This is a genomic window from Hydrocarboniphaga sp. (assembly GCF_028291725.1).
Taxonomy (GTDB): domain Bacteria; phylum Pseudomonadota; class Gammaproteobacteria; order Nevskiales; family Nevskiaceae; genus Hydrocarboniphaga.
Window position 1 is genome coordinate 35,463 of sequence record NZ_JAQGNT010000044.1, and the last position, 25,159, is coordinate 60,621.

Below are 25,159 nucleotides of genomic sequence, written 5' to 3' on the forward strand. Positions count from 1 at the left end.
CAAAAAAAAATTAATAAGTTGTTCCAAGTGTTGGGGGAAGCCATGAAATCCGCAGGAAATGTTCGCCGTTATCTGGTGTCATCAAGCGCAGCCGCGATGGCTTTATGCATTTCTGCCCCGGTGCGTAGCCAGACCGACAGTGTGCCCAGTCCAGAGGCCACGCCGCCGGGAACCGGCGACATAGAAGAGATCGTTGTCACAGCACAGCGTCGCAGTGAAAAGTTGCAGGATGTTCCGATCTCCGTCACCGCGATATCGCCCCAGCAGATTGAGGATCTGAATCTCGTAACGGTTAAAGATGTGCAGATCATCACGCCCGGCCTGACTTTCGAGTCCGGCTACAACTACGCGCAACCCTTCATTCGCGGTGTCGGCACGTCCAATCCAACGCCCGGAATCGAAAGCGCGGTCGCAACCTATGTCGATGGTGCGTACGTCCCGCGAGCGATCGCCCAACTCACCGACATGTTCGATATGGCCGACGTCCAGGTCATCAAGGGTGCGCAGGGCACGTTGTGGGGGCGCAATGCCACCGGCGGTGCCCTGCTCTATACGACGGCCGATCCAGTATTGAATGAATACTCGGCGACCGGCACGGCGGAGGTTGGGAACTACCGGCATTGGGTCGGCGAGGCGGTGACCAATGTACCACTGGCGGACACGGTTGCGCTGCGTCTTGCCGTCCGAGGCTCCAGCCAAGCGGGATACATCAACAATGTTTTGAATGGTGACGAACTCGGAGGGCGGGGGAGCACGAGCGTTCGTGGCAAAGTGAAATGGGCAGCGACGGACAAGTTCACCGCGGTGTTCACAGGGGAATACTACAAGGCGGACGACTTCCACAATGCGCTGGCGGAGCGTGCGCCCGCGCCTTACTGCACCGCCTGCCTGTTTGTGCCGGCCCCCCCTCCGCCGGTTTCGGGCTTTTATGATGTTGCCCAACCCGATACAGCGAAGCCTTTCCTGACGACGGCGGCGAACGGCAATGTCCATCTGACTTATAACGGCGACACCTACGACATCAACAGCGTCACCGCCTATCGCCATGACAAAACCTCGGTCACGGTCAATCAGGGCTTCGCGAGTTTTCCATTTTTCGATTATGGGGCGGTCAACGGCGGGACAACCTGGGGCGAAGAGCTTCAGGCGGCATCGAAGTGGGATGGAATGTTCAACACGCTGGTCGGGCTGTCTTACAACCACGACGACAGTTACGACACCACCTTGCTGACCGGTGCCGCCTTCGCCGCCCTGGCCGATGTCCCCGGTGGGTATCCGTATGCCGACGACGACATCGTCACGGAATCAGTGGCGGGATTTGCCGAGCTTTATGTGACGCCCATCGACAAGCTGAAATTCACTTTCGGTGGCCGCTACACCATGGATGATCGAGAGCTTACCGGCAAGGAAAACCTTGCGGCCAACCTGGCCCTGGCACCGCCTGGAACTCCGATGGAATTCACCAAAGACGCGAAGTTCTACCAATTTACGCCGCGCGTCGTCGTTGCTTACGACCTCGACCCGGTCAATGTCTACGCCAGCTGGAATCGCGGCTTCAAGGCCGGCGGCTTCAACACGCCGACGTTCGCGCCGCCGCCGGTGATTGATCCGGAGTTGATCGACAACTACGAGGTCGGTGCCAAATACGTTTCTCCCGATCGTCGTTTGAGAGCCAATCTGGCTGGCTTTTACTACAACTACTCGGACATCCAGGTTTACACCGTCAACAACGCGGAGGGCGGGCAGCACCTGGAGAACGCGGCGAAGTCCACCGGCTATGGCGGGGAGCTTGATGGCAGCTACAAGCTTGCCTCCTGGGTGAACGTATTCGGCAATGCCGCTTATCTGCATGCGGAATACGATTCCTATCCCGACGCATCCGTGGTCTATCCATGCCCCGACCCCAACACCGGGACCTATGGCCCGGCCTGCCAGCAGGCGGCGACGGAGGCCAACCCGAATGGCGATCCCAAGGTGGGCCTGGTTCAGGGCACCGCCGATCTGACGGGCAAGACGCCGCCGCGAGCCCCGCGCTTCACCGGCTCGCTGGGTTTTGATATCCATTTGCCGCTGGGTGACTCCTGGACCGGCAACTTCAGTACCGTCGCGCGCTACACAACCCGCTACGATTTCTATCCCGACGCCGGCGGTCCGCTGGGCAACGACTATCAGCCGAGCTATACGCTCGTGAACGTCACCGGGTATGTCGAACCCGCGCACATCCAATCCAATGTCCTGGGGCTGACGGCGTACAAGATTGGCTTCTATGTCAACAATGCCACCGACGAAAAGATCTACGCGCTGCGTAACACCTCGGCAGGCTTCGGGATCGCCGATCAAGTGCTGGAACCGCGCACCTACGGCATTCGTCTGTCGGCAGCCTGGGGTTCCTGATTGACGCTCACAAGCATCACGCGACAGGAGCCGATGATCATGGGCAGAGTCGGCGGCAAGGTTGCCATCGTCACCGGCGCTGCGCGCGGCATGGGCGCGTCCCATGCGCGCCGCCTGGTCGCAGAGGGTGCCAAGGTCGTGCTGACCGACGTGCTGGACGCGGAAGGCGAGGCGACGGCGCGAGCGCTCGGAGGCAATGCCCGCTACCTGCACCAGGACGTGACCAGTGAAGCGCAGTGGCAGCAGATCGTCAGCGACACCGAAGCTGCCTTCGGCCCGGTGTCGGTGCTGGTGAACAACGCCGGCATCGCAAGCTGGGGGGCACTCGAAACGCTAAAAGAGGCGGACTACCGGCGCATTATCGACATCAATCAGGTATCGGTATTTCTCGGCATGAAATCCGTGCTGCCTTCGATGAAGCGCGCCGGCGGCGGTTCCATCGTCAACATTTCGTCGAGCGCGGGGCTGGTCGGCGTTCCGCAGTGCCTGGCCTATGTCGCGTCCAAATTTGCGGTGCGCGGCATGACCAAGACCGCTGCGATCGAGTTCGCGCCCTACAACATTCGCGTCAACTCGATCCATCCCGGATTCATCCGCACACTGATGGCCGTACCGGGCCCGGAAAGCGAAGCCCTGCTCGCGGGCGTCGTTGCGGCGACGCCCGCGCATCGCATGGGCGACCCCGACGAAGTGTCCAGCATCGTGCTGATGCTGGCATCGGATGAAGCGCGCTTCTCGACCGGGGCCGAATTTGTCGTGGATGGCGGCCTGACCTGCCAATAGCGCAAAACAAGCGCGGGAAGATTGCGATCGTGCCCCGCGCAGCAAAGCGGGTCCAGGGGCTGGCGGACGTACTTTCGACAGCGGAGCCCGGCTACGGGGCGACGTCCAGCGGGTTTATGCGGTTTTACGGCGAGATACTCGAGCTTCGGTTTGCGACGTTGCCGATTCCCACTCCAGCGCGGATCTTGCGGGCACCCGAACAGTGTGCACGAGAACCTTGATGACGAGTCGCGACAACAACCATCATCTCGCACAGGAAGTCGTCGACTTTTCTCGCCGGCTCATGGCTGCCCAGATCAGGCGGCTGGAACAAAGCCGGTGCGGATTGAGCAAACCAGGCTTCAGCGTGTCGACAGTCTGCTCGACTCCTCGTCGCAGACCTAGAGAGACCTCCAAGGTATGAATACTCAGTTTTTCCCATTGGTGATCGGTGTCGTGATGCTGAGCCTCGGGCTTTCGCTGACGCTGGCTGACTTCCGTCGCGCGGCCCAGATTCCGCGCCCCATCATGGTTGCTCTGTTTTGTCAGACTGTGGTACTGCCGGCCATCTGCTTTCTGATCGCCAATCTTTTTTCGCTGCCTCCGGCACTGGCCGTCGGCCTGATGCTGGTGGCCGCGGCTCCCGGTGGAGCGTTCGCAAATATCTTCAGCCACCTGGCTGACGGCGATCTCGCATTGAACCTGACACTCACGGCGATAAACTCGGTGCTGTCGATCGTGACGCTGCCCTTGATCGTTGCCTTATCGATGAGCTACTTCATGGACGAGGGCCGCACGATCCCGTTGCAGTATGGCAAGGTCATACAGCTTTTCGCGATCATCGTTGCCCCGGTGACCATCGGCATGCTGCTACGCCACCGCTTTCCACATCGGGCGGAGCGTCTGCGTGGACCTGTAAAACTCATTGCCGGCATTGTAGTGCTGGCAGTGGGGGTGCTCGCGCTGGTGACGGGCTGGGACACCCTCGCGAAGCACTTCGCGATCCTGGGTATGGCGGTTCTCTTGCTCAATATCATCAGTCTGGTCGTCGGTTATGCGGTCCCACGGCTGATGCACTTGGGTCGAAGCCAGGCCATTGCGATCAGCATCGAGATTGGTCTGCATAACGCAGCGCTGGCCATCACTATTGGCTCCAGTCCGCAGCTACTGGGCAACGCCGACATGGCAGTACCGGCGGCCCTTTACGGAACGATCATGCCCTTCGTCGCGGCGTGTTTCATATTGGTGGTCAATCGCATCAATCGTGGCGATCCCGCCTCCACTCCACCATCTAAGCGATCGTGAGCTTTCCGAGCAGATCTTCAATCTCGCAGGCCATTATTTCGGTGTCCGGCAGCAACACGTCGGGCTCTTCTAGACCGACTTCGGCGTCCACAGCAACCTCGCCTACCGTACGCGCTATGGACTGCGCGTCGAATGGAAGTTTTAGGTCACCTTACTTCAAGTAGCGATCGCCAATCGATTCGACCAGAAAATTCGGGCTTTCCGCAAGATCGACCACGGGATCAATTCTCATGCCGGGCATCGTCGCGACCAGCTTTTCGATGATCGTTTTCGATTTCCCGCTTTCGACTTCGTACATGACCATGTACCGGTATTGGTGTTCCGCGCCGCCCATCTGATGCGGCGCCAGTTTGAAGCGGCGCCCCGAGATGAAGCCGTCGATCGCAACGACCTCTTTCAGATGGACCTTGTCATACCATTGGTTGTATTCGTCTTCCTTGCCGGGCAAGGGATTCGTGAACGCGATCAGGTAGGCCGTTTGCGTCTTTTTTCCCGATTTCATCGTTTACTACTCCTCAGCCAGATTTCCTACGCGCGATATTGCGAAGATGTTCGGAGTTGGCATCCCCGGCATGGCGGGGCCGCCATCAGACTAGCCGCGGTGCTTCGCCACCAGGTCGGGCTGCCCGCGCAAGCGCGACCTGAGGGCAGCAACGACTTCATTCAGGGCGTCGCCGGAAGCTCGGCCGGCTCCGGCGCTGCAGCATCCAGCGGAGCCTCCGTCGGCGTCGCTTCCGCCGCAGGTCCCGTCGCCGGCGTCACGAGCGTCGCAGGATCGGCGCTCTCGGTGATGCGCAATTCGACACGGCGGTTCAACTCGCGACCTTCGTCGGTATCGTTGTCGGCAAGCGGCTGGGTCTCGCCTAAGCCTTTCGATGTCAGCCGGGCGGCATCGATGCCATGGGCCGTCAGATAGTCGACGACGGATTGAGCGCGGCGCTCTGATAGCTCCTGATTGTAGGAATCCGAACCCTTGCTGTCGGTATGTCCCGAGACCTCGACCTTGATGTCCGGTCGCGCGATCAGCTCAGAGGCAACGCCTTCGAGTATCGTTTCGGCATTGACGGTCAGGCGTGCCTTGTCGAATTCGAAGTTGACACCGCGGAGCACGATGACGTCGCCAACCGTACAGCCGCGCAAATCGACTTTTGCGCCCGGTTCCGGCGTCTTGCAGGGCGGCGGGGGCAGCGGCAGCGGGCAACCCCTGCTGTCTACAGATGTGCCGGCCGGCGTGCCCGGACACATATCGAGCGCGTCGGCAACGCCGTCACCATCGCTATCCGACGGTACGATCGGCGCGACGATCTGAGCGGGTTCCGGCGGCGCTTCCGGAATCGGTTCAAGACCGAAGGGAAGATGCAGACCAAGATTGAAGATGACGTCGCCGAAATGCAGCGGCGCATCGACATCCGGCCGACTATTGGTGAGTTCGTCCGGGTCTCGCGTGCGCTCGCCATACTGATAGAGCGCCTCGATCCTCAAGCCGAACTTATATCGTGACACTTTGAACGGAATGATGTCGCCGATGCCGGCCTGGACGATCTTCGCACTCAGCGAAGCATCGACGTCCGGATAATTCTTGATGCTGATACCACCGGCTCCCAGCAGCACGTAGCTGTTGGAAATCATGCGACCGATAAACGAGTTCTCGCTGGGTTTGGATTCCGACAGGCGGAAGGGAAACAGCAAGCCGTCGACCAAGCCACCCGACACTTCCGCGTCCGAGCCGCTGCTCATCGACTGGGTGAAGAAGCCGCGGGCTTCGATTGCGTAGTAGTCGGCCCGATAACCCGGCACCAGGGTCCCGCCGAGGCGGGTTCCCAGTTCGCCGGCACCGACGGTCATGCCGACCGTCGCCATCGGCGCAACGTAGCCGCCGTTGTAGAAGACGTCTTCGGAAACATCCTGCTGTTCCGCCCTGGTCGACTGGGCTGCGCAGGCCGAAGCGGCCAGCATCACGTACCCGATAACTTTGTATGGATGATTGTTCACGTACCGTCCCCTCGCACCGCAGAATGGTTGAAGTCTTGGAATGGAGTCTTGCCACCTATCAGGGCCAGCCGACTACAAATCCCACTGCAGCCGGAGGCCGTAGGTGACGGGTGCGGACAGCTTTTTCGAGGTGTCGAAATCGAACTGTTGAATCGTCTGGTAGTACTTCTGATCGGTCAGGTTGTTGCCGAACAGCGTGATACGCGTCTTCCAGGGCTCGTAGTAATAGGCAATGTGGCCGTTGAGTATCGTGTACGAATCCTGCTTGGTCTTCTCGCTATTCGACGCGGCAAAGTAAAAGCCGCTGCTGTAGTAGGCGTCGACGGTGAATTCCAACTGGCCGTTGCCAAGATCAAATGCGTAGCTCGGGCTGATGTTCCCCGACAAGGTCGGCGTACGTACTGTCTTGTTGCCGGTGAAATCGCGCCCGGGAGTGACACCACCGCCGACGATAAACCCGGTGCCTCCGTAGAACAGGCCCGTGGTGTCGTCGAAGCCGCTGCCGTTCGGGTAATCGGTATAGCGGCCATGCAAGTAGGCGCCGCCCGCGGTCAGCACCAGGCCGGGCAGGCTGTCCGGCAATACCTGCCAGGTTGCATCGAAGTCGGCACCCGTGATCTTGGCCTTGCCGGCGGTTTCGAAATCGGTCACGCCACCGCTGGTAAGCGACACGATGCCGACCTGGAGATCGTCGATATTGTTCTGGAAAACGGCCGTGTTGAAGCGCAGCGCGCCATCCAGCAGCGTCGCCTTGTATCCCAGTTCGTAGGCCGTAACTTTTTCAGGCGGTACGTACGAAGGCGGGAACGTGATGGCGATGATGTTGAACGTGCCGCTCTTGAAGCCCTGACTGAAGGAGCCGTAAACGTGCTGCTCATCGCTGAACTTGTAATCCAACACCGCCTTCGGCGAGAAGTTGGATGTTTTGGCAGACTGCGGTGCGAACGAAAGACCCGGGATCAGCTGGTCCCGATTGAGCGGATTGCGCACGAGAACTTTTGACGCTACCAGATCGCGCGTTTCTTCCTGGTACCGACCGCCGAGCGTCAAAGCGATCTTGTCGGTCAGCTCGGCGGTACCCTGGAAATAGCCGGCGATGGACTGGGTGTCCAGAATGCCGTTCAGCACGACGGTGGCAACGCCATTGTCGTTCGGATTTCCGTTGATCAGATCCAGAATATTCAGCGGATTGCCCGGGTCCGCCAGGTTGGGGAAGTTCTCCAGCAGGTCGACGACCGGCGATGTCAGCCCGTTGAGCGGGTCCGCCAGATAGTCGAGCACGCCGTTGCCCACATTGAACTCAATCGAATTGTAGCCAGCGGAACTCTTGATGTAGTAAATGCCGCCAACCAACTGCAGCCAGTCGGGTGCCGACTCGTTCGAGATAAACTGAAGTTCTGCGGTCTTCACATGCGCGAACTGTCCGGTAGTCTCGAACGACACAAGCGGCTGTTTTGATCCGTCGTAGTCGACTCTGACCTTGGCCGGCTCGATTTCCTGAACGGCGCCGAGAAAGCGCGTGTCGAAATAGTCCCAGTGGTACTTGAGGTCCGTATTGAACACGCGCGAATGAATATTGATGTATTCACCGGTGTTGTCGCCGTTGACATAGTCCGGCGATGCCCTCACACCCAGCGCCGTACCGAGCGGCGTCGGATCACCTGCAGGAAGCAAGGCGCCATATGAACCCTGGGTGTTCAGGTAGGTGTATCCGAAGATCCCCTTCAAATCCTCAATAGGCTCCCAACCGGCTTTCGCCGAGTATCCCTGTGAAATCTCGGGTGCCATCGGGCCGGCATGCGCGGGGTCGTCGTTTTCCTTGTAAAAGCTGTCTTCGTGGTAATACAGGCCGGACAAAGACACCGCAAAGGATTCGCTCACCGGGATGTTGGTGAAGGCGCGTAAATGCGTGCTGTCGTAGCTTTCTCGACTGGCGGTGATCGAGGTCTCGAGCACCCCACCCGGATCGGGCTGCTTGGTGATGATACTGATGGCGCCGCCCGAAGAGTTTCGCCCGAACAGCGTGCCCTGCGGCCCCTTCAGCACTTCTACGCGCTCGACGCTGCCCAGCGATGAGGCCAGACCGAAACCGAATGGGTAATAGATGCCATCGATGTAAGTGGCGACGCTGGAGTCCGCCGACGGGATGAACGTATCCGAGCCCACGCCCCGGATGTAGATGAAGGTATAACCAACCAGGGTGTTGTACTGGAGGCCGGGAGTTACGAGCGCGAGCTTGCTGGGCTCTTCGATGCCCTTGGCATCCAGCTGAGCAGCACCGAACGCCTGAATCGAAATCGGCACCGCCTGCAGGTTTTCTTCACGCTTCTGAGCGGTGACAACCACTTCCTCGATCATGCGGTTGCCGGACGACGCGGGCGCGGCCTCAGGCGCCTCGGCCTGTTGAGGTTCTGCCGGAGAGACACCGACCGCGGCAGGCTCGGCACCGGCAACAGGCACGTCGGCCGGTGCAGCGCTGACAGCCGGAGCCGGAGCGGGCGGATCGCTGGCGACAGCCGCCGGCGCCTGCTCGGGTGCACCGGGCTGCACACCCAAATCGCCACCACTTTCCTGGCCGTAAGCAGGCCCCACAACGCCGAGTGCAGCAAAACTGGCCAACGCAACGTGTCGTAGCATTTTGACTCCCCTCCCAGAAGCACGACTGAGCCATGCCCTGAATGTTTTAGGTTCTTCGTGTGGTCAAGAAACGAATGGCGGACCGGTCCGACTCGCACATCGGCGTCTTGCGTTACGCCAGACCGTCAAGATCGACACATGGTCCCGAGCGTTGCGCCGGAGCTTTGCGGCTCGTTGCGCAGAACGGGTTCAAGACGGACTTCACAATCCACTACACCATTTGAATCCCCTCCTCCGCCGCAGCATGTAGCCGTTGGCCATGCCTTATTTTTTATGTACTTCAACCTACTATTTGATAAGCCGAATGCTTCGCTCGTTTGCTCGAGCGAAAACTCAGCGACTACTTTCGTACCGTTTAGCTGATTACGAACCAACCGTTTGGTTTTGGTGACTATCCATTAATGTGATCCGGCTGTCAAGATTTTTTCGGGCCTTGAGATTCGCTCCGCAACGCATCAGCCGCAACGAAAACGCCGCTTGCGTGAAGCTCACCAACGATGGCTGAGCACCCACTGCATGACGATAGCTTCCCATCGGTTATGCGCGTCGACGCCGAAAGGCGCTTGTGTGTTCGTATAGGTGACTTTGACCGGAGGCTCGTAGTACGCGCTGGCGGAGAACTCCCAGCTTTTCGCGAGTTCCTGCGTAAAACCTACCGCATACGCGCGATCGGTGGTAACGGCGAACAGCGGATTGGTTGTGTCTTTCGGAACCGGATTCCGGCCGTAGTTGTAGCCGAAACGAATCGTCGTATCGCCATCCAGCTTGTACGCCGCGCCCGCCGCCACGACGTACTGGTCGCGCCAGTCCAAGGCCGAAGCGAGCATAAGGTTCTGCGGCACGTTCGGATTGTCCGGGTTCGATGCGAGCAGCGTGGAGGTCTTCATCGAACTCGACCAGTCCACCCAGTTCACGTCCGCAGCAAGCAGCCACGACTCGCTGGGTTTGAACGAGATCCCGACCCCGGCCTCCTGCGCGATCGCCAGGCCGGCCAGAGATGCGTTCCGGTAGACGACTCGGCCCTGGCCGATCGCGTCGTAGTTGAAGGTGGCGTCGCCCCCTTTGAGTTTGAGCGGCGTTTTGCTCGTATAGGCGGCAGCCAGCACCCATTGCTCGCCCAGCCGATATTGAAGTCCGAGCTTTCCGTTAGTCGACCAGCCCGCCATTCCGTCGGCTCGAAAGCCAAAGAAACCCGCCTCTCCGTTGGGATCGGCAAACGATGTGTCCGGAAAAAACTTTTCGCGAGCCATCGAATAGGTGAGTCCGAACGAGGTGCCGATGCTGAGGCGTTCGCTCGCCTTCCATGCGATGCCCGGCTCGATTTTGAACGATCCGAACGCGGCGGAGATGTCGTCTTGAGACCCGAAGGCGGTATTCAGATTCTCGTAGCTGAAACCGACTCCTCCCTGCACGAAGAAACCGATGCCGGCGACGATCCTGCCATCGGCATTCGGCCGAACATACCCGCCGCTGGCGATCACCGAGAACGGGTTGCTGACCTTCTCGTTGTTGCCGTATTGATCGCCGTGTCGGTTGCCGACGTAGTAGAAAGGCTCGACATCAATATCGAAGCGCTGAGTCTTGATCTGCGTCATTCCCGCCGGATTGAGATTGAGCGCAGAAGTATCGCGCGAAACCGCGAGATCGGCGCCGCCCATTCCGCTGGATTCTGCTCCGTAACCGATATCGTTGAGCCCGTTTCCGGCCGGAGCGACGCCGGGCATCAGCGCCAAGCCGCAGGTGATCGCGACCCGGAATCGCAGGCCGCGTTCGGAAAGCTTCATTGATTCCTTCCCCTTTATGTCCAGATATCGAACAACGCAGGCCTTCTTTGGCGCCCGTCACAGCTCGATCGCTTACTTGCTGCGCTTACGTCACAGCAGCGTGCCGCCGCTGGCGGTCCCTATACGAGCGAGGCCATCGATTCTCTGCAGAACCCCGGCATTCAAATGCACACTCGCCGCCTTCGTGTTCTCGAGAACGCGCTCTTCGCGTCGCGTTCCCGGAATTGGGAAAATGTCCGCTCCCTGATGGAGCAACCAAGCCAAAGCCAGCTGCGCATTGGTGATCCCCAGTTCGGCGGCGATGTCGGACAAGGGCGCGAACCGGTCCCGATTGACCGTCAGGTTCTGCTGGCTGTATCGCGGATCGCCGTTGCGAACGTCATTGACCTGCGGCGTATCGGTGTTTCCGGCCAGAAATCCGCTACCCAGCGGTGACCAGCCGACCAGAGCGATACCGAGTTCGCGCAAGCTCGGCAGCAGATCCCGTTCGGCTTCGCGGCGCCATAGCGAATATTCATACTGGACTGCGGCAATCGGATGAACCGCATGCGCGCGCCGGACCTGCTCGGCGCTAACGTTGCTGAGACCCAGATAGCGAACCTTGCCGGCACGCACTGCGGCGGCCATGGCATCCACCGTCTCCTCGATCGGCGTTGCCGGGTCGGGATAATGGAGGTACCAGAGATCGATGGAATCGGTTTTGAGTCGGCGGAGACTGGCGTCAAGGGCTCTGCCGGCATAGCTCGCGGAGCCATTGATCTTCAGCGGGAAGCCCCTGCCCGTCATCAGTTCCGAACCGCTTTCGGACTCGTCGGAGACGATGCCGAATTTGGTACACAGGAAGGCGCGGTCGCGTTGACCCTTCAACGCGCTTCCGACCAGGACTTCGTTGTGACCATTGCCGTAGAAGTCGGCGGTATCGATCATCGATACGCCGAGATCGAGCGCTCTGTGTATCGTGCGGACGGCCTGGCTGTCGTCGGATGGCCCGTAGTAGCCTTCCAGCACCATCGCGCCATAGCCGATGCGCCCCATTTCCGGGCCACCCGCTCCTAGCTTTCGCCTTTCGATCACGTCTGCCTCTCCCCGAACCCCAGATCGTTGCCAGACGCTGCCATCGGCGCATGCTCGACTTGCAACCGACAGCGCGGACTCACTTCGTGATGTAGACGTCGACCATTTCCATCAAACTGGCAGTGATCGCCGGGTCGTCGCACAGCGGGCCGATCATGCCGGCCTCCACGGCTTCACGAGGGCGGAGGCCGGCGCGAATCAGGTCGGCCGCGGCAATCAAGGAACGCGTGGAGGACACTTCCGGCAGGCCGGCGATGTCCAGCGTGCGGATCGCGCCGGCGAGACGCACAAGATCGTCGGCGACTTTCGGATCCACGCCGCTTTCCTTGATTAGAATCTCGAGTTCGATGTCGGCAGGCGGAAAGCCGAGTTCGATCGACGCCATGCGCTGACGGGTCGAAGGTTTCAGATCTTTCAGGATGCTTTGATAACCGGGGTTGTACGAAATCACCAGCATGAATTCCGGTGAAGCCGTCAGGGTTTCGCCCAGGCGCTCCACATAGAGTTGCCGGCGGTAGTCGGTCAGCGCATGGATCGCGACCGTGGTGTCGGCGCGAGCCTCGACGACTTCGTCCAGATAGCAGATCGCGCCCTGGCGGACGGCGCGGGTCAAGGGACCGTCGATCCAGACGGTCTCTCCCCCTTTCAGAAGATAGCGGCCCAACAGGTCCGCCGCGGTCAGGTCTTCATGACAGGAAACCGTAACCAGCGGACGGCGCAGCTCGGCCGCCATGGACTCCACGAAGCGCGTTTTGCCGCATCCCGTGGGGCCTTTCAGCATCACCGCATGACGGCTCTTCCAGGCCGCTTTGAAGACTTCGGTTTCGTTGTGGACCCTCCGGTAAAACGGAATGATCGACTCGCTGGTCGCCTCATCGCCGTCGTTGCTTTGATAGGAATCAGGCATTCGCGATCTCGATTTAGTTGTGCGCCCTGGGGTGGGGCTTTTTTGTAAGCAGCCGACGTCTCGCGGACGGTGTCCGCCAGGCGTCGGCGTCTGGCAGGGCTCAGTCCACCGTCAGCTTGAAGGGAACCAGCTGCGGTACTTGCGCGTTCTCCGGCATCGTGATTTCACCGTTGGGGCCGATGTTGATCGCATCCCGGCGCGGCAGTGCTACGTTCTTGCCCTGGCAAACAAAGGACGTGTCCGCTCCGCAGAGACCATGCGTGTACCAGGACAGCTCCTGAATTTCCTTCGGCCAGGCGTCGCCATTCAGATTGATCAGAATGTGCGGAACGCTGAACAGCGTGAAGAACGCGGCGTTGATCGCACCCGAGAACGCAAAGAAGCGCAGCCACTGCTTGCCGGATGAGCTGACGTTGACCTGGTCGAGGCCGCGCTCCGCCAGGGTTTCACCTTTGTCGTTGCGGAAATAGTAGAACGCCGCGAAACCGACGAAGCAGGCACCGATCAGGATCGGCTCGAAGATCGGGAACTTGAAGCGCGTATCGTTCAGGATCGACAGGTGGTTCGGCATGCCGCCGTAGTGATACAGGCCCATCGCGACCCAGATCATTTCAACGATGAAGTCACCGATGGCGATGGCGACGAAGTAGTTGAAGAACAACTTCGGTGTCGACATGTTCGGGTTTCTGGATTTCATGCTTTGCATCCAGCGGGTGCCGAAGATAACGGCAAGTGCGCTGAGCACGATGTAGAACGCAAGATCCCAGGCCAGCGGTTCTGCCAGCAGGCAGCCGCCCGGAGACTGCCAACCCGGAATATGGCAGGACCAGCTGCCCAGATTGAACATCGCCGAGTTGTAATTGAACGGCAGATTGTTGTAGTTCGGCAGCGCGTCCTGCCACCAGATCGCCCAGAAGCCGAGCAGAAAAATGCCGTCGACGCTCATCTTGCCGGTCTTGAACAGCGGCTTGAAAACCCACCAGTACAGCGTCACGACGATGGCCGCTCCCCAGAACCAGGTGTTCGCCGTTTGAGCCAGATCCATCCACTGCGGTACCGGCGTCGGCCCCGGCGGAACCCGCTTCATGTCACCGTAATACCACCATGATCCGAAGATGTACAGCTGCAGCAGCCAACAGAAGACACCGGCGCCCGCCCACCACAAAATTGCCTGACTCTTTTGTCCTGCGATCGGCTCGGCCCTTACGCCGGTCCGCATCGGTTGAGATATCGTCGCCATTTCTATTCGCTCCTCACTTCGTCCACATGAAAAAATAAAGGGTGCTCGTACCGCGTCTCTTCGCGAATCACCACGGCTACCCCACCTACCCGAAACACTGGCCGCCGTTTATGCCGCCGCCTTGCGCCTGCGCCCACCGGCGGCGCGCCTGAGCGCGCTACCGAACAGAGGTTCGGCATAGCGATTCAGATCGCGCGGAGATTCGAGACTGGCGTGACCGACATTGCCCCAGACGCGATCGAGCGCGTCCTTCTTGCGAGGCGATCCGACACTCAGGCAAACACAGCCGACACCGCGCTCCTCGGCCTCGCGCAGCGCGCAGCGAACGTCCTGCTCGGCATAAGTATCTTCATACGAGATGTCGTACGGCAGGCCGTCGGAGACGACGATCAGCAGCTGGCTTTCGCTGTGCGCCTTACTCGACAGCAGGTGCGTTGCGTGCCGTATCGCGCCGCCCATGCGCGTGTAGCCGCTGGGATTCAGCGAATGCAGGCGCGAGCGCGCGTCCTGACTGAAGCGCTCGCCGAACTCCTTGATCCTCAAAAATCGCACGTCGTTGCGGCCGAAGGACCTGAAACCATAGGCGGCGACAATGTCACCGAGATCGTCCAAAGCGGCGACGATGTCCTGGGCCAGTGTGCGCTGCAGTTCCCAGATCGACGCGCCATTGGCCTGCTGGTCGCCGGTGGACCCTGATGCATCCAGCAGCACGATCGCCGACAGATCGCGGCCGGTTTTGCGGCGCGTTTCGTAAACCTTCTCATCTCCGGAATAACCGGAGGCCTGATCGACCAGAAAGCGGATCAGTGCGTTCTCGTCGAGATCCTCGCCGTCGGCCTGGCCGTGATGACGAACGTAGGTGGTGCCGAGTCTCGCGAGCCGGCGGCGCAACATCCGGTCCGGCACGCCGGCATCGAGTTGCCGGGTCACCGCGGCTTCGTAGTGCGCGACCTGACACCAGTTCGGCATATAGGACTGGGAATCGTGATTCCATTCCGGATACGCGGTACCGACATTCGGCGATGCATTCCATTCGCCGGGACGCAAGGCGGTCGCGATGATCTTGGCGCCCGCTCCGATCTTCTTCATCCACTTGACGGAATTCCCCATCATTTCGACGCCGCCGCCCTGATCGCCGGTTTCGCTGGGCGAGCGCTTGGCGCCGAACAGATTCTTCAGGAATCGCGACACCGGGCTTTCCGGCAGGGGGCCCGCCATCTTCGACAGAATGGTCGAGCGCTGCGTGTTTTCGTTTTCGTCGTCGTCGCCTTCGTCGTCCTCGTCTCGTTCCTGCGAGGCGTTCTGTTCGGCTTGCAGCCTTTCTCTCTCGCCGATCGGTGAACCGCCGCCACCGCTCAGACCTTGAGCCTTGAGCAGCGACACCGGACGGATCAGGCCGAACAGTTCGGGCCGTTCCGCGATCGAGCGCTCGGCTGAAGCCCGGATCAAGGATTCTTCGGCCGATGCACTCACGGCGCCGTTCCAGCTGGCGGCGATGCGTGTCTGTATCCAGCGCGGCATCGTTGTGCCGACCGCATGCGCCGCCCTGATGGCCTCCAGCGTCAGGTAGCGAGCCGCTACCCGTTCACGGCCGACCAGCTTCACGACGGATTTCCGCTCGAAACCGCCGCAGCGCAGAATCGCGGCCTGCGCTACCAAAGCCACCAGATGATTTTCATCGTCACCCTGCGGCAGATAGACGGTCTGCCCGTCGGTATGCACCACCGCAAGCTTGCTGACTCCGGTCGCGATACTGTGACCGACGATGGCCGACGCCAGCAGCGCGTAGCGCTTCTGGCCCGCCATGCTGATCGGCTGCACACTGTCGGACATCAGGACCCCGCTGGATGGTGTTGAAGTACGGCGGCAGGGCCGCGGTGTCAGCCGCGCCCTGAAGACGTTCATCTCGCTCCGCGGAGCCATGGTGGCCGCGACCATGGGACTGCATCCGTTGAACCGAACGTGACGAAGATGCTAGTCTGAACATTGTTCGCATTCTATTCGCATTCTGTTCGCTTTCCTGAAAGCTCGTCTGAGCATGCGATCCGTCATCAGCCAGCGACAGGAGAACCGATGTTCAACAAATATCCTGCGGACGACGCGACCCGTGCATTGACGCATCGAAAGGCGCCGCAGCAGAAGCGCAGCCAGATGACCGTGCAGAGCATCCTGCAGGCGACGATGGAACTCGCAGAGGCCGAGGGTTTTCTGTCGCTGGGAACGCGGCGAATCGCCGAGCGCGCGGGCATCAGCCCCGGCTCGCTCTATCAGTATTTCCCCACCGTGGAAGCCATTCTGCTGACCATCTACGAGGAGACCGCTTCGAGGGTCACGAAGAAATTTCGCGCCAAGATGCTCAGCATCATGGAAGCGCCGATGGAGACCGTCGGCCAGAAAACGCTGGAGTTGCTGCTGAAGGAGTACGAGGCCAATCAGCTGATCCTGCATCAGATGGTGATCGAGAGACCGCAGCTGATGATGACGCCCGGCGCGGCCTCGCTGGAGCGGCTGTTTGGCGCCGGTGTGCGTTTATATTTCAGTCAGTTTTCCGGATTGAACGAGCGCGACGTCGAGCGGGTTTCGTTCTTCCTCGACATCGTCGTCATCGGCAGCTTGCGCAGCTATCTTTCCGAGCGGCCTCTGCAACTTTCACGCAAGGCATTTCTCGACGACCTGGTCAAAGTCACGGTCAGCTATGTGAGAAGCCAGAACTGGAAGGTGACGGCATAGAACCGCCAGAGCCTGACGCTAGTGGCTTACACCCCAGCGCTCCAAGGTTTCATCACCCGGGCCGCGAGGCGTGGTTTCACCTGGGGTGCGGGAGAAGCGAGGCGCTGGCGCGCTGTAAGCAACGCCTTCGGATTCGATGTATCCATCGCGCGCCGCCATGTGCGCGTGGCAAGGTGCCTCGTCGAGTTCCAGCACCGGAGCAAAACAGCAGTCGCTGCCTTCCAGCAGCGAGCTCCATTCATCGCGGCTTTTGCTCTCGAATATTGCAGCCAGCTTGGCGGACTGTGCCGGCCAATCGTCCGTCTGATATTGCCGCTGGGCCGCTTCCGGCTCGGCGCCGACTTTCTGCAACAGTAGCGCGTAAAAGTTCGGCTCGATCGCGCCGACCGAGATATATCGGCCGTCGGCGCATCGGTAGCAGCGATAGAACGGCGCGGCACCGCTGAGGAAATTGCGATCACGCTGTAATGACATGCCACCGCTGGCGACGACGCCGGCGAACATCGTCATCATCGACGCCGCGCCGTCGACAATGGCGGCATCGACGATCTGACCCTGCCCGGACTTCTGCCGCTCCCACAGCGCAGCCATGATGCCGAAAGCAAGATAGACCGAGCCGCCGCCGAAGTCGCCGACCAGGTTCAAAGGCGGAATCGGCGGTTCGCCGGACTTGCCCATTGCCGCCAGCGCGCCAGTCAACGCGATGTAGTTGATGTCGTGACCGGCCGCCTGCGCGAGCGGGCCGGTCTGGCCCCAACCGGTCATGCGACCGTAGACCAGGCCGCGATTGCGTTCGCAGACCACTTCCGGCCCCAGGCCCAGTCGCTCCATGACGCCGGGACGAAAACCTTCGATCAGCACGTCCGCCTTGTCGATGATCCGCAGACACTGCTCGCGCCCCAGCGGCGAACGGATATCGATCGTCACCGTACTGCGCCCGCGGCTCATCGCCGGATTGTCGGGATAGCCATTGCCACCCGCACGGTCGATACGCAGCACCTCGGCGCCGAGATCGGCCAGCAACATCGCACAATGCGGACCCGGGCCGATGCTGGCGAATTCGACCACTTTCAGTCCGACCAAAGGACCCTTGAGTTTCGGCTGGCTCATGCTTGTCCCTGCAAATTCTGCTTTTCTGTTTACACGGATTCTACGGATTCTATTTCGACGCCCAGAGAGACGACGATCCGGCAAACCATGTTGTAAACCGACACCACCGAGACAATCTCTATTATCGATTGTGCGCCCGGAAACCGAGTCTGCAGCTCACTCATCGTTTGCGGCCGGATCGCAACGCTGCGCGTGCTTTCGAGCGCGAATTGCAGCAAGGCGCGCTCCTTCTCATCGAACAGCGGCGACGACAGTGCCTGCTCGATCGTCTTCAGCGCATCGAGCTGCGCCTGCGAACCGCCGGCCTTCAGAAACACCGGCGAATGGTGATGCACTTCGTAAGCGGCGCCGGTGAGCTGAGCGGTCGCGCAGATCAGCAGTTCGCGATACCGGTCCGCGAGAGCCAGGCCGCCGCGTACTTTCGGCAGCAGCAGGTTGTAGCCCTCGGCGAACGGCAGGCTATGCAGCAGCATCCGGTCGATATTGATCAGCTTGCCGCCGCGGCGGGCACGAATCACTTCTGCGATGCGCTCCTGCTCGGGGCTGGCGCCATCTTGATAGGGTGCAATCACAGGCACGATGAAATCCTCCATTGAAGCTTGCCGGTTGTCCCCGGCAAGCGACCGGCAAGCGGCAGAGAAACAGACTTACGCAACGGCTGCGACGCAGTGGATGCAATTGCGCCAAACGATTGGTAGTCTATAGCAAGGAGAAAGACAGGTCATCGGCGTAGCCTGGTATTGAGGCCGACGACGCAGGTTGTCGCCATAGAAGAACAGCGGTTACCGCTTGACGCTGGAGCGGCACGCCCATTAATCTACCAACCGTTTGGTTCAACACACATCATGCATTGAAGACATTGCGGCTTCGCAACATTGCCGACGATTGACTAGCGAGGGTATTCAAGATGACGACGCTGCCGTACAAAATGATCGACGCCGATCAGCATATCTATGAAACCGACGACTGCTTTACCCGGTATCTGCCGAAGAAAATCTTCGACATGGGCAAGGCCGTACATGTGGTGCGCGAAGAAGGCGAAAAAGAAGGCCGGATTTTTCTCGGCGACCAGAAGATTTCGTTCTTTGGCCGCAACCCCTGCGACGCCACCGGCAAGCCCGGCGCCTTGATCGAGTACTACAAGAACAAGGACAAGCACGGCTCCGGCAACATGCTGTTCCACAGCGGCATGATCACCGCCGAGGATCTGCCGCAATCGCGCAAGCGCGAAACGCGCCTGAAATGGCTTGACGTCGAAGGCGTAGAGGCCGCGATCATGCTGCCGACCATCGAGGTCGGCGTCGAATATCAGCTGAGCAAGGATCCGGTGGCGCTGAAGGCCAATCTGACGTCCTACAACGAATGGCTTTACGACGACTGGGGCTTCGGCAAGGACGGCCGCCTTTTCGCCGTGCCCTGCCTGTCGCTGGTCGACATCGAATGGGCGGTCGAAGAGCTGAAGCGCAATCTGCAGCGCGGCGCCAAACTGGTGCATCTGCGCGCGGGCCCGGTCAACGGCCGCTCGCCAGCTGACCCGAAGCACGACCCGTTCTGGGCGGTCTGCGAAGAAGCCGGCGTGCCGGTCGCGTTCCATCTCGGCAACAGCGGCGAAACCGATTACTACTCGTCGCTGTGGAGCGAGAACGCGCTGCCGCCGACGCATCGCTTCTCGCCGTTCCAGCGCGCCACCTGCTTCGGTGATCGCGCGATCGCCGACACGCTGCTGGCCCTGATCACGCACAACCTGTTCGGCCGCTTCCCCAAGCTCAATGTGCTGTCGATCGAGTTCGGCAGCGAATGGGTTGCGCCGATGATCAAGAAGATGGATCGTGCGGCCAAGATGTGCGGACCGAAGGACTGGCTGTTCGGTGAAGTCAAAGAACGCCCGCGCGATGTGTTCAGGCAGCACATTAAAGTGGCGCCGTATCCCGAGGACGACATCGTCGGCCTGGCCAAACTGATCGGCGTCGACGCGGTTCTCGGCGGTTCGGACTGGCCGCATCCGGAAGGCGTGTCGTCTCCGGTGGAGTTCTACGAGCACATCAAGGAAGGGCTCAGTGAGCAGGAAATGAAACAAATCATGCGCGACAACACCGGCAAGCTGTTGGGTCTGGTGAATTGATGGCGGAGCGCTCGCCCAGTGAATGGCGGAGACAGTAGACCGGAGGCGCCTCGGCGCCTGCGTGTCGTTGAACTCGGGTCCTGGCTCGCTGCGCCGGGCGCGGCCGCTCTGCTCGCCGATATCGGGGCGGAAGTCATCAAGATCGAACCTCCGTCCGGCGATCCCGGACGGAGGTTCATCGCTGCCATGGGCGGCGCCGCGGAAACCACTCCGAGCTTCTCACTGCTGAATCGCGGCAAGAAAAGCGTAGTGCTCGATCTGCAGCAGAAGCGCGATCACGATCTGTTGTCTCGGCTCTTGTTCGACGCCGACGTATTCGTCACCAATCTGCGCGCAGGATCGCTGGCGCGGCTCGATCTCGAGCCCGACACCGTTCGGGCGCGTTATCCGCAACTGATTTTCGCCTCGATCAGTGGACTCGGACTGCGCGGACCTGAACGCGATCTGCCGGTATACGACGTTGGTGGATTTTGGGCGCGTAGCGGTTTGATGCATCAACTGGTTCCGTCGGACGGGATTCCGCCCAGCCCGACCGGCGGCTTCGGCGACCTGATCACTTCGCTGTCTCTATACTCCGGCATCGTCACCGCCTTGCTCGAGCGCCAACGAACCGGCAAAGGCAGTCTGGTCGAGACCTCGCTGATGCAGGCCGGTGCCTTCATGGTCAGCGGCGATCTGGCGGTGCAGGCTTCACACGGCCGGGTCCATGGACAATCGATACGCAGCGAAAGCCGGACACCTCTGGTCAATAGCTATCGCAGCAGTGATGGCCGCTGGTTCTTCCTGACCTGCGTGGAAGCGCGTCGCCATTTGCCCAAGGTCTGCAAAGCCATCGGGCGCACCGACCTGATCAAGGACCCACGCTTCGCGACTGCGAAATCGATACGTAGCCATGGCCGCGAACTCGTCGCGATCCTGGACGAAGCTTTTTCGCAGATGACCTTGGCCCAGTGGGCGCAGCGCTTCACCGAGGCCGATGTATGGTGGCAAGCCGTGGCGACGCCTGAAGATGTACTCAAGGATCCACAAGTGCTGGCCAACGACATGACACGCCTAGTAGGCGACGGGACCGGCATTCATCCGATGGTGACCTCGCCTTTCCAGCTGTCTCGCGGTCAGTCGGCCGTGGCTCGCGCACCCGATCTGGGCGAGCACACCGACGAGGTACTGCGGGAGCTTTCCCAATGACGCCGCCGCAAGCGGACAGCGAATGGATCCAGGTTGAGGATCTCGGCCCTTACGTCGAATTGTTCGGGCCGGTGTACATGCGCATGCTGGACGCGCGCACCAGCGCCGGCGAGATCATCCGCTTTGGATTCCATGTCCAGCCTAAACACTGCAATCTGAGCGGCGGTTGCTCCGGCGGCATGCTGGCGAGTTTTCTCGACATCGCGCTGGCGCGCACTGGCATCCTGTCGCGCGGCTACGAGCATCGGACGCCGACGATCAGCCTGCAGATGGATTTCCTGCAACCGGCACGCGTCGACGAATGGATCGAGAGCCGTGCGAAGCTGATCCATTCCTCCCAGCGCATGGGCTTCTGCGATGCGACCCTGGTCGGGCCGAGAGGGCCGGTCATGCGCGGCAGCGGCATCTTCCGCATCACCAGCGGGCCGTATATGTGATGTCAACACGATACGCCGCGCCATAAAATGAAGTTAGAACTAGTGGTGCGGCACATTCATTTCGAAACGTCATTCCCGCGCAAGCGGGAATCCAGAGTTCGCGGGGGAGCCGCTAGACGGCCCTGGATTCCCGCTTGCGCGGGAATGACGGTAGCTTGCCAATGTTTCGTTATTACTGTGTCACTGCATTAGAAACAGATAAAAGACCAGGAGATCCAACCATGAGAATCGGAGTGCTGGGTACCGGCAGCTTCGCCCGGCGCGGTCCGCTGCCCGCCATCACGCTCGCAGGCATGGAGCTGGAAGCGATCTACGACATGAGCCCCGCTGCCGCTGCCGAAGCCGAGCAGCTGTTTAAACCGAAATATGTCTGTGGCAGTGTGCAGGAACTGCTCTCTCTGAAGACCGTCGACGCGGTATTCATCGCCTCGCCGCCTTCTTCGCATCTCGACGTGGTCAGCGCGGTGATCGCCGCAGGCAAGCCCTTCGTCTGCGAGAAACCGATCACGCTATGTAGCGCGGACGCACTCAAGCTTGCAGAACTCGCGCGCAAGCCCGGATTGCCGAACGCGGTCGATCACGAGTTCCGCTATGACCCTGGCATGCTGATGATGAAGCAGCTGATTGCCGACGGCTATCTCGGCAAAGTGCGCAACTCGTTGCTGTCGGTGATCGTCGCCCATTCGGTCAATCCGCAGTACGAGGCACTGATCTACTGGAACTTCAACCACGTCGCGCGCATGGGCGGCGGCGTGCTGCCGCAGCTCAGCTCGCATCTGATTGATCTGCATCTGCACCTGTTCGGCGGCATCGAAGCCAAGGCCGGATATCTGGCGACGATGGTTCCAGAACGGCCGATGCCACCCGAAGTGCGCGGCGGAGTCCCGGGGCCGATGCGCGCTGTCGAGGCCGAGGACACGGTCGCGCTGGCCGCCCGGCTGCCGAACGGTGCACCGGCGGCGCTGTCGATCAGCTGGGTCGCGCCGTGTATGCCGGAACTGCGCTGGGCGGTTCACGGCGACAAGGGCGCGCTGGTTTACCAGGGCAACAATGGCTGGTTCGGCGGCCGGCTCAGCGGCCAGTGCCTCGGCGAATCAGCCCCCGGAGCGATCGAATTGCCCGCGATCCGCAGACTGGAATCGGAGCAGGATCGCTCGCGCTATCAGCAGGATCTGATCGCGGCGCTATTGCGCAACTTTGCCGATGTCGTCGGCGGCAAAGATGTCCCGGTTCACTATGCGACGCTGGCCGACGACGCAAAGTGCTGGCAGAACATCGAGCGCTGGAGAACCTGAGCAGAGTCAAGCCGGCGGTGCCGGTATCAACTCGTAGGGCGGGTCATGACCCGCCGTTTTGGCACACTCAGACAGAAACTGGCGGGTCGCGACCCGCCCTACGCCGGGGCCTGTTCCGGTCTGAAGACACGCAGCGTCGCCCTCGCTACGGCGTTCGAGAAATTCACAGCCTCTGAGTCAAGCTGGCGGTGCCCGTATCAGGCCATCACTCAGGCCACCACCCAGCGACTGGATCAGAGCCAATCGAGCGAGGGCCAGTTCCGCATCGATCTGCAGCGCGGCATCCCGCGTGCTCAGGAATTGAGTCTGCGCGGTGATTTCGCTACGCCTGTCGTCCATGCCCTGACTGACACGAGTCTCGGTGGCCAGCCGGACTTTCTCCGCTGCCAGCAGCCGCTGCACCATCGTCTCCCGCCGCCCAAGCAGTGTCTTACAGTCCAGCATCCGCGTGGCTACGTCCTGCGCTGCGCCGACCACGACCTCGTCGTAAGCCGCGACGGCACTGTCGAGATTGGCCTTGCGCACTCCGTATTGCGCGCGCAAGCCGCGGATATCGAAGATTGGCAGATAGAGCGCCGCGCCAAGACTCGCCGCCTGGCTGCCGGTATCCGCCAATTTCGACAACTGCAGACTCGACAGTCCCGCCAGCGCCGAAAGCCGTAAATCCGGGTAGTAAGCGGCTCGAACCTCATCCACGTTCTGCACTGCTGCCTCCACTCGCCAGCGGCTTGCGACGATATCCGGACGCCGCGCGATCAAACCCAAGCCGAGATCGGAGGGTGCGTCGAGTGCGGGAACGATTGCGGTAGCGGTACGCTCCAGCAACAGTTCATCGGGCACTACTCCGGCCAGCGCGGCAATCGCCAAGCGATGTCGCTGACGCGAAGCCTCGCGCAGCAACACCGCGTCGCGTGCCCGATCGGTTTCGACATCCAACTGATACAGCGGCAGGCCATCGTCCAACCCTTGCTGTGACCGCAGCTGTTGCAGATCACGCCAGCGCGCAAAAAGCGAGACTTGCTGCTCTGCGATATCAAGCCTGGCCGTGTCGCTCTGCCACGACAGATACTCCGATGCGATCGCGGTGATCAGAATCAATCGACTCGCGGCTGCCTCCGCTTCTGCCGCACGCCCACGGTCGACGGCGGCGGTGATCGCGGAACGTTGACGCCCCCACCAATCCAGGTTCGCCTGGAATTGCAGCGCCGCATCGGCCTGGCTGTACCAGTCGAACCCCAGCAGACGACTGGAAATCAAGCCGTTCTCGCTGAGCTGATTACGCGAAATATCCGCAGTCGCCGCCAGTTGCACACCACTTTGGGCCTGGGCCAGCGCCGAAGCCGCATCGGCAGCGGCGATTCGCGCCTGCGCCGTCTTCAGACTCGGCGAGCCCTGCAGGGCGGCGCCGATCAATTCGTCGAGTTGCGGATCTCCAAAAGTTTTCCACCAGTCTGCTACCGGCCATACCGCCGCTCCCGCGACAGCCTCATTCTGCTCAACCGGAGCCAGCTGCCGCAGTGTCGGCGTACTTTTGACGGGCGGCGCCACGCACGCGACGAGCAGAAACGCTGTGGCTAGCGCTAACCCCGTAACAGCTTTGGCTGGACAGAATCTCATCCGTCAAATCGATGCACGCATCCGCCGCTCGCCGTTGGCCAGCGACGCAACAAAGCGCCGCAGCAGCTTGTCGAGCTGAGTAATGTCCGCGGGCTTCAGCCCTTCGAGGGCCAGCGACAATGGTGCAGCCAGTGTCGGCAACGTCGCGCGCACCAGGCGCCGACCCTCCGCCGTGATGCGGATGATGCGGCGTCGGCCATCATCGCCGTCGGTGCTCCGCGAGACATATGACTGAGATACCAGCCCTGCGAGGATATGCGTCATATTCGCGCGCGTCTGACCCACCAGCTCGCAGAGCTGGCTCGGAGTGGCAGTTCCCTGTTCACTGCTAAAGATCAGCATCAGCGTATGGAACGAGCTCTCGGTGAACCCGAACGGGCGCATCACCGGCTCGAGAAAGTTGGACAGTCCCTGGTTCGCAGCACGCATCAGACGCATCAACGCGATGATATCGACCGGGACCCCGGGCATGTTGTCCACCATGCGCGGCGTGCTTGCATCGATTGCATCGACCCGGTCGGTTCCCTTCATAATGATCGTATGGTAGTTTAACGCTGTACTAAAT

General features: G+C 60.8%; 20 protein-coding genes. 8 read left to right on the plus strand and 12 right to left on the minus strand.

What is annotated here, in order from left to right; translation table 11 throughout:
• Positions 1 to 42: 42 nt before the first annotated feature.
• The 3 genes from JWQ90_RS12675 (at position 43) to JWQ90_RS12685 (ending at position 4,461) form a co-directional block, all read left to right on the plus strand.
• On the plus strand, positions 43 to 2,394 hold the full coding sequence (locus tag JWQ90_RS12675; protein WP_299694413.1) for a TonB-dependent receptor: 2,352 nt from the start codon (positions 43 to 45) through the stop codon (positions 2,392 to 2,394).
• A gap of 39 nt (positions 2,395 to 2,433) precedes the next feature.
• Positions 2,434 to 3,177 carry a glucose 1-dehydrogenase gene (locus tag JWQ90_RS12680; RefSeq protein ID WP_299694416.1) on the plus strand — a complete coding sequence of 248 codons (744 nt, stop codon included), beginning with the start codon at positions 2,434 to 2,436 and terminating at the stop codon, positions 3,175 to 3,177.
• 399 nt (positions 3,178 to 3,576) lie between these two features.
• Positions 3,577 to 4,461 carry a bile acid:sodium symporter family protein gene (locus JWQ90_RS12685; RefSeq protein ID WP_299694419.1) on the plus strand — a complete coding sequence of 295 codons (885 nt, stop codon included), beginning with the start codon at positions 3,577 to 3,579 and terminating at the stop codon, positions 4,459 to 4,461.
• Positions 4,462 to 4,612: 151 nt separating this feature from the next.
• Here JWQ90_RS12685 and JWQ90_RS12690 read toward each other — a convergent pair whose 3' ends face one another.
• From JWQ90_RS12690 to JWQ90_RS12725, 8 genes are all read right to left on the minus strand, one after another.
• Entirely contained in the window at positions 4,613 to 4,963 is a 351-nt protein-coding gene (locus JWQ90_RS12690; RefSeq protein WP_299694422.1) for a DUF4286 family protein, read from the minus strand.
• Between the two features lie 161 nt (positions 4,964 to 5,124).
• Complete coding sequence (locus tag JWQ90_RS12695) at positions 5,125 to 6,453, minus strand: OmpA family protein (RefSeq protein WP_299694425.1); 1,329 nt, start codon at positions 6,451 to 6,453, stop codon at positions 5,125 to 5,127.
• A 72-nt stretch (positions 6,454 to 6,525) separates the two neighbouring features.
• Entirely contained in the window at positions 6,526 to 9,090 is a 2,565-nt protein-coding gene (locus JWQ90_RS12700; RefSeq protein WP_299694428.1) for a TonB-dependent receptor, read from the minus strand.
• Positions 9,091 to 9,578: 488 nt separating this feature from the next.
• Complete coding sequence (locus JWQ90_RS12705; protein WP_299694431.1) at positions 9,579 to 10,874, minus strand: outer membrane protein transport protein; 1,296 nt, start codon at positions 10,872 to 10,874, stop codon at positions 9,579 to 9,581.
• A gap of 90 nt (positions 10,875 to 10,964) precedes the next feature.
• A complete protein-coding gene (locus tag JWQ90_RS12710; RefSeq protein WP_299694433.1) occupies positions 10,965 to 11,948 on the minus strand; it encodes an aldo/keto reductase in 984 nt (327 codons plus the stop codon).
• 79 nt (positions 11,949 to 12,027) lie between these two features.
• Positions 12,028 to 12,855 (minus strand): CbbQ/NirQ/NorQ/GpvN family protein, encoded by an 828-nt coding sequence (locus JWQ90_RS12715; protein ID WP_299694436.1) that lies wholly within the window; start codon positions 12,853 to 12,855, stop codon positions 12,028 to 12,030.
• Positions 12,856 to 12,955: 100 nt separating this feature from the next.
• The gene (locus JWQ90_RS12720) at positions 12,956 to 14,095 is read right to left on the minus strand and encodes a spirocyclase AveC family protein (protein WP_299694439.1); all 1,140 of its coding nucleotides are present in this window, start codon (positions 14,093 to 14,095) and stop codon (positions 12,956 to 12,958) included.
• 108 nt (positions 14,096 to 14,203) lie between these two features.
• Positions 14,204 to 15,928 carry a VWA domain-containing protein gene (locus JWQ90_RS12725; RefSeq protein WP_299694442.1) on the minus strand — a complete coding sequence of 575 codons (1,725 nt, stop codon included), beginning with the start codon at positions 15,926 to 15,928 and terminating at the stop codon, positions 14,204 to 14,206.
• Positions 15,929 to 16,168: 240 nt separating this feature from the next.
• On the opposite strand from JWQ90_RS12725, the gene JWQ90_RS12730 reads away from it, so the two are divergent.
• A complete protein-coding gene (locus tag JWQ90_RS12730) occupies positions 16,169 to 16,825 on the plus strand; it encodes a TetR/AcrR family transcriptional regulator (RefSeq protein ID WP_299694445.1) in 657 nt (218 codons plus the stop codon).
• Between the two features lie 18 nt (positions 16,826 to 16,843).
• Here JWQ90_RS12730 and JWQ90_RS12735 read toward each other — a convergent pair whose 3' ends face one another.
• Positions 16,844 to 17,935: a CaiB/BaiF CoA-transferase family protein gene (locus tag JWQ90_RS12735; RefSeq protein ID WP_299694448.1), complete on the minus strand. Its 1,092-nt coding sequence runs from the start codon at positions 17,933 to 17,935 to the stop codon at positions 16,844 to 16,846.
• Positions 17,936 to 17,964: 29 nt separating this feature from the next.
• Positions 17,965 to 18,513 carry a carboxymuconolactone decarboxylase family protein gene (locus JWQ90_RS12740; RefSeq protein WP_299694451.1) on the minus strand — a complete coding sequence of 183 codons (549 nt, stop codon included), beginning with the start codon at positions 18,511 to 18,513 and terminating at the stop codon, positions 17,965 to 17,967.
• Positions 18,514 to 18,842: 329 nt separating this feature from the next.
• On the opposite strand from JWQ90_RS12740, the gene JWQ90_RS12745 reads away from it, so the two are divergent.
• The 4 genes from JWQ90_RS12745 to JWQ90_RS12760 all read left to right on the plus strand — a co-directional run bounded on the left by JWQ90_RS12745 (position 18,843) and on the right by JWQ90_RS12760 (position 22,977).
• Positions 18,843 to 20,057, plus strand: coding sequence for an amidohydrolase family protein (locus JWQ90_RS12745; RefSeq protein ID WP_299694454.1), 1,215 nt, complete (start codon positions 18,843 to 18,845; stop codon positions 20,055 to 20,057).
• An 18-nt stretch (positions 20,058 to 20,075) separates the two neighbouring features.
• Positions 20,076 to 21,245: a CoA transferase gene (locus JWQ90_RS12750; protein ID WP_299694457.1), complete on the plus strand. Its 1,170-nt coding sequence runs from the start codon at positions 20,076 to 20,078 to the stop codon at positions 21,243 to 21,245.
• Positions 21,242 to 21,682 (plus strand): PaaI family thioesterase, encoded by a 441-nt coding sequence (locus tag JWQ90_RS12755; protein WP_299694460.1) that lies wholly within the window; start codon positions 21,242 to 21,244, stop codon positions 21,680 to 21,682. Before JWQ90_RS12750 ends, JWQ90_RS12755 begins: the two co-directional genes overlap by 4 nt.
• A 221-nt stretch (positions 21,683 to 21,903) precedes the next feature.
• The gene (locus JWQ90_RS12760; RefSeq protein WP_299694463.1) at positions 21,904 to 22,977 is read left to right on the plus strand and encodes a Gfo/Idh/MocA family oxidoreductase; all 1,074 of its coding nucleotides are present in this window, start codon (positions 21,904 to 21,906) and stop codon (positions 22,975 to 22,977) included.
• A 177-nt stretch (positions 22,978 to 23,154) separates the two neighbouring features.
• On the opposite strand, the gene JWQ90_RS12765 is transcribed toward JWQ90_RS12760, so the two are convergent.
• Both JWQ90_RS12765 and JWQ90_RS12770 read right to left on the minus strand, forming a co-directional pair.
• On the minus strand, positions 23,155 to 24,594 hold the full coding sequence (locus tag JWQ90_RS12765) for an efflux transporter outer membrane subunit (protein ID WP_299694466.1): 1,440 nt from the start codon (positions 24,592 to 24,594) through the stop codon (positions 23,155 to 23,157).
• A 3-nt stretch (positions 24,595 to 24,597) separates the two neighbouring features.
• Complete coding sequence (locus tag JWQ90_RS12770; RefSeq protein ID WP_299694469.1) at positions 24,598 to 25,125, minus strand: MarR family winged helix-turn-helix transcriptional regulator; 528 nt, start codon at positions 25,123 to 25,125, stop codon at positions 24,598 to 24,600.
• Positions 25,126 to 25,159 lie beyond the last annotated feature (34 nt).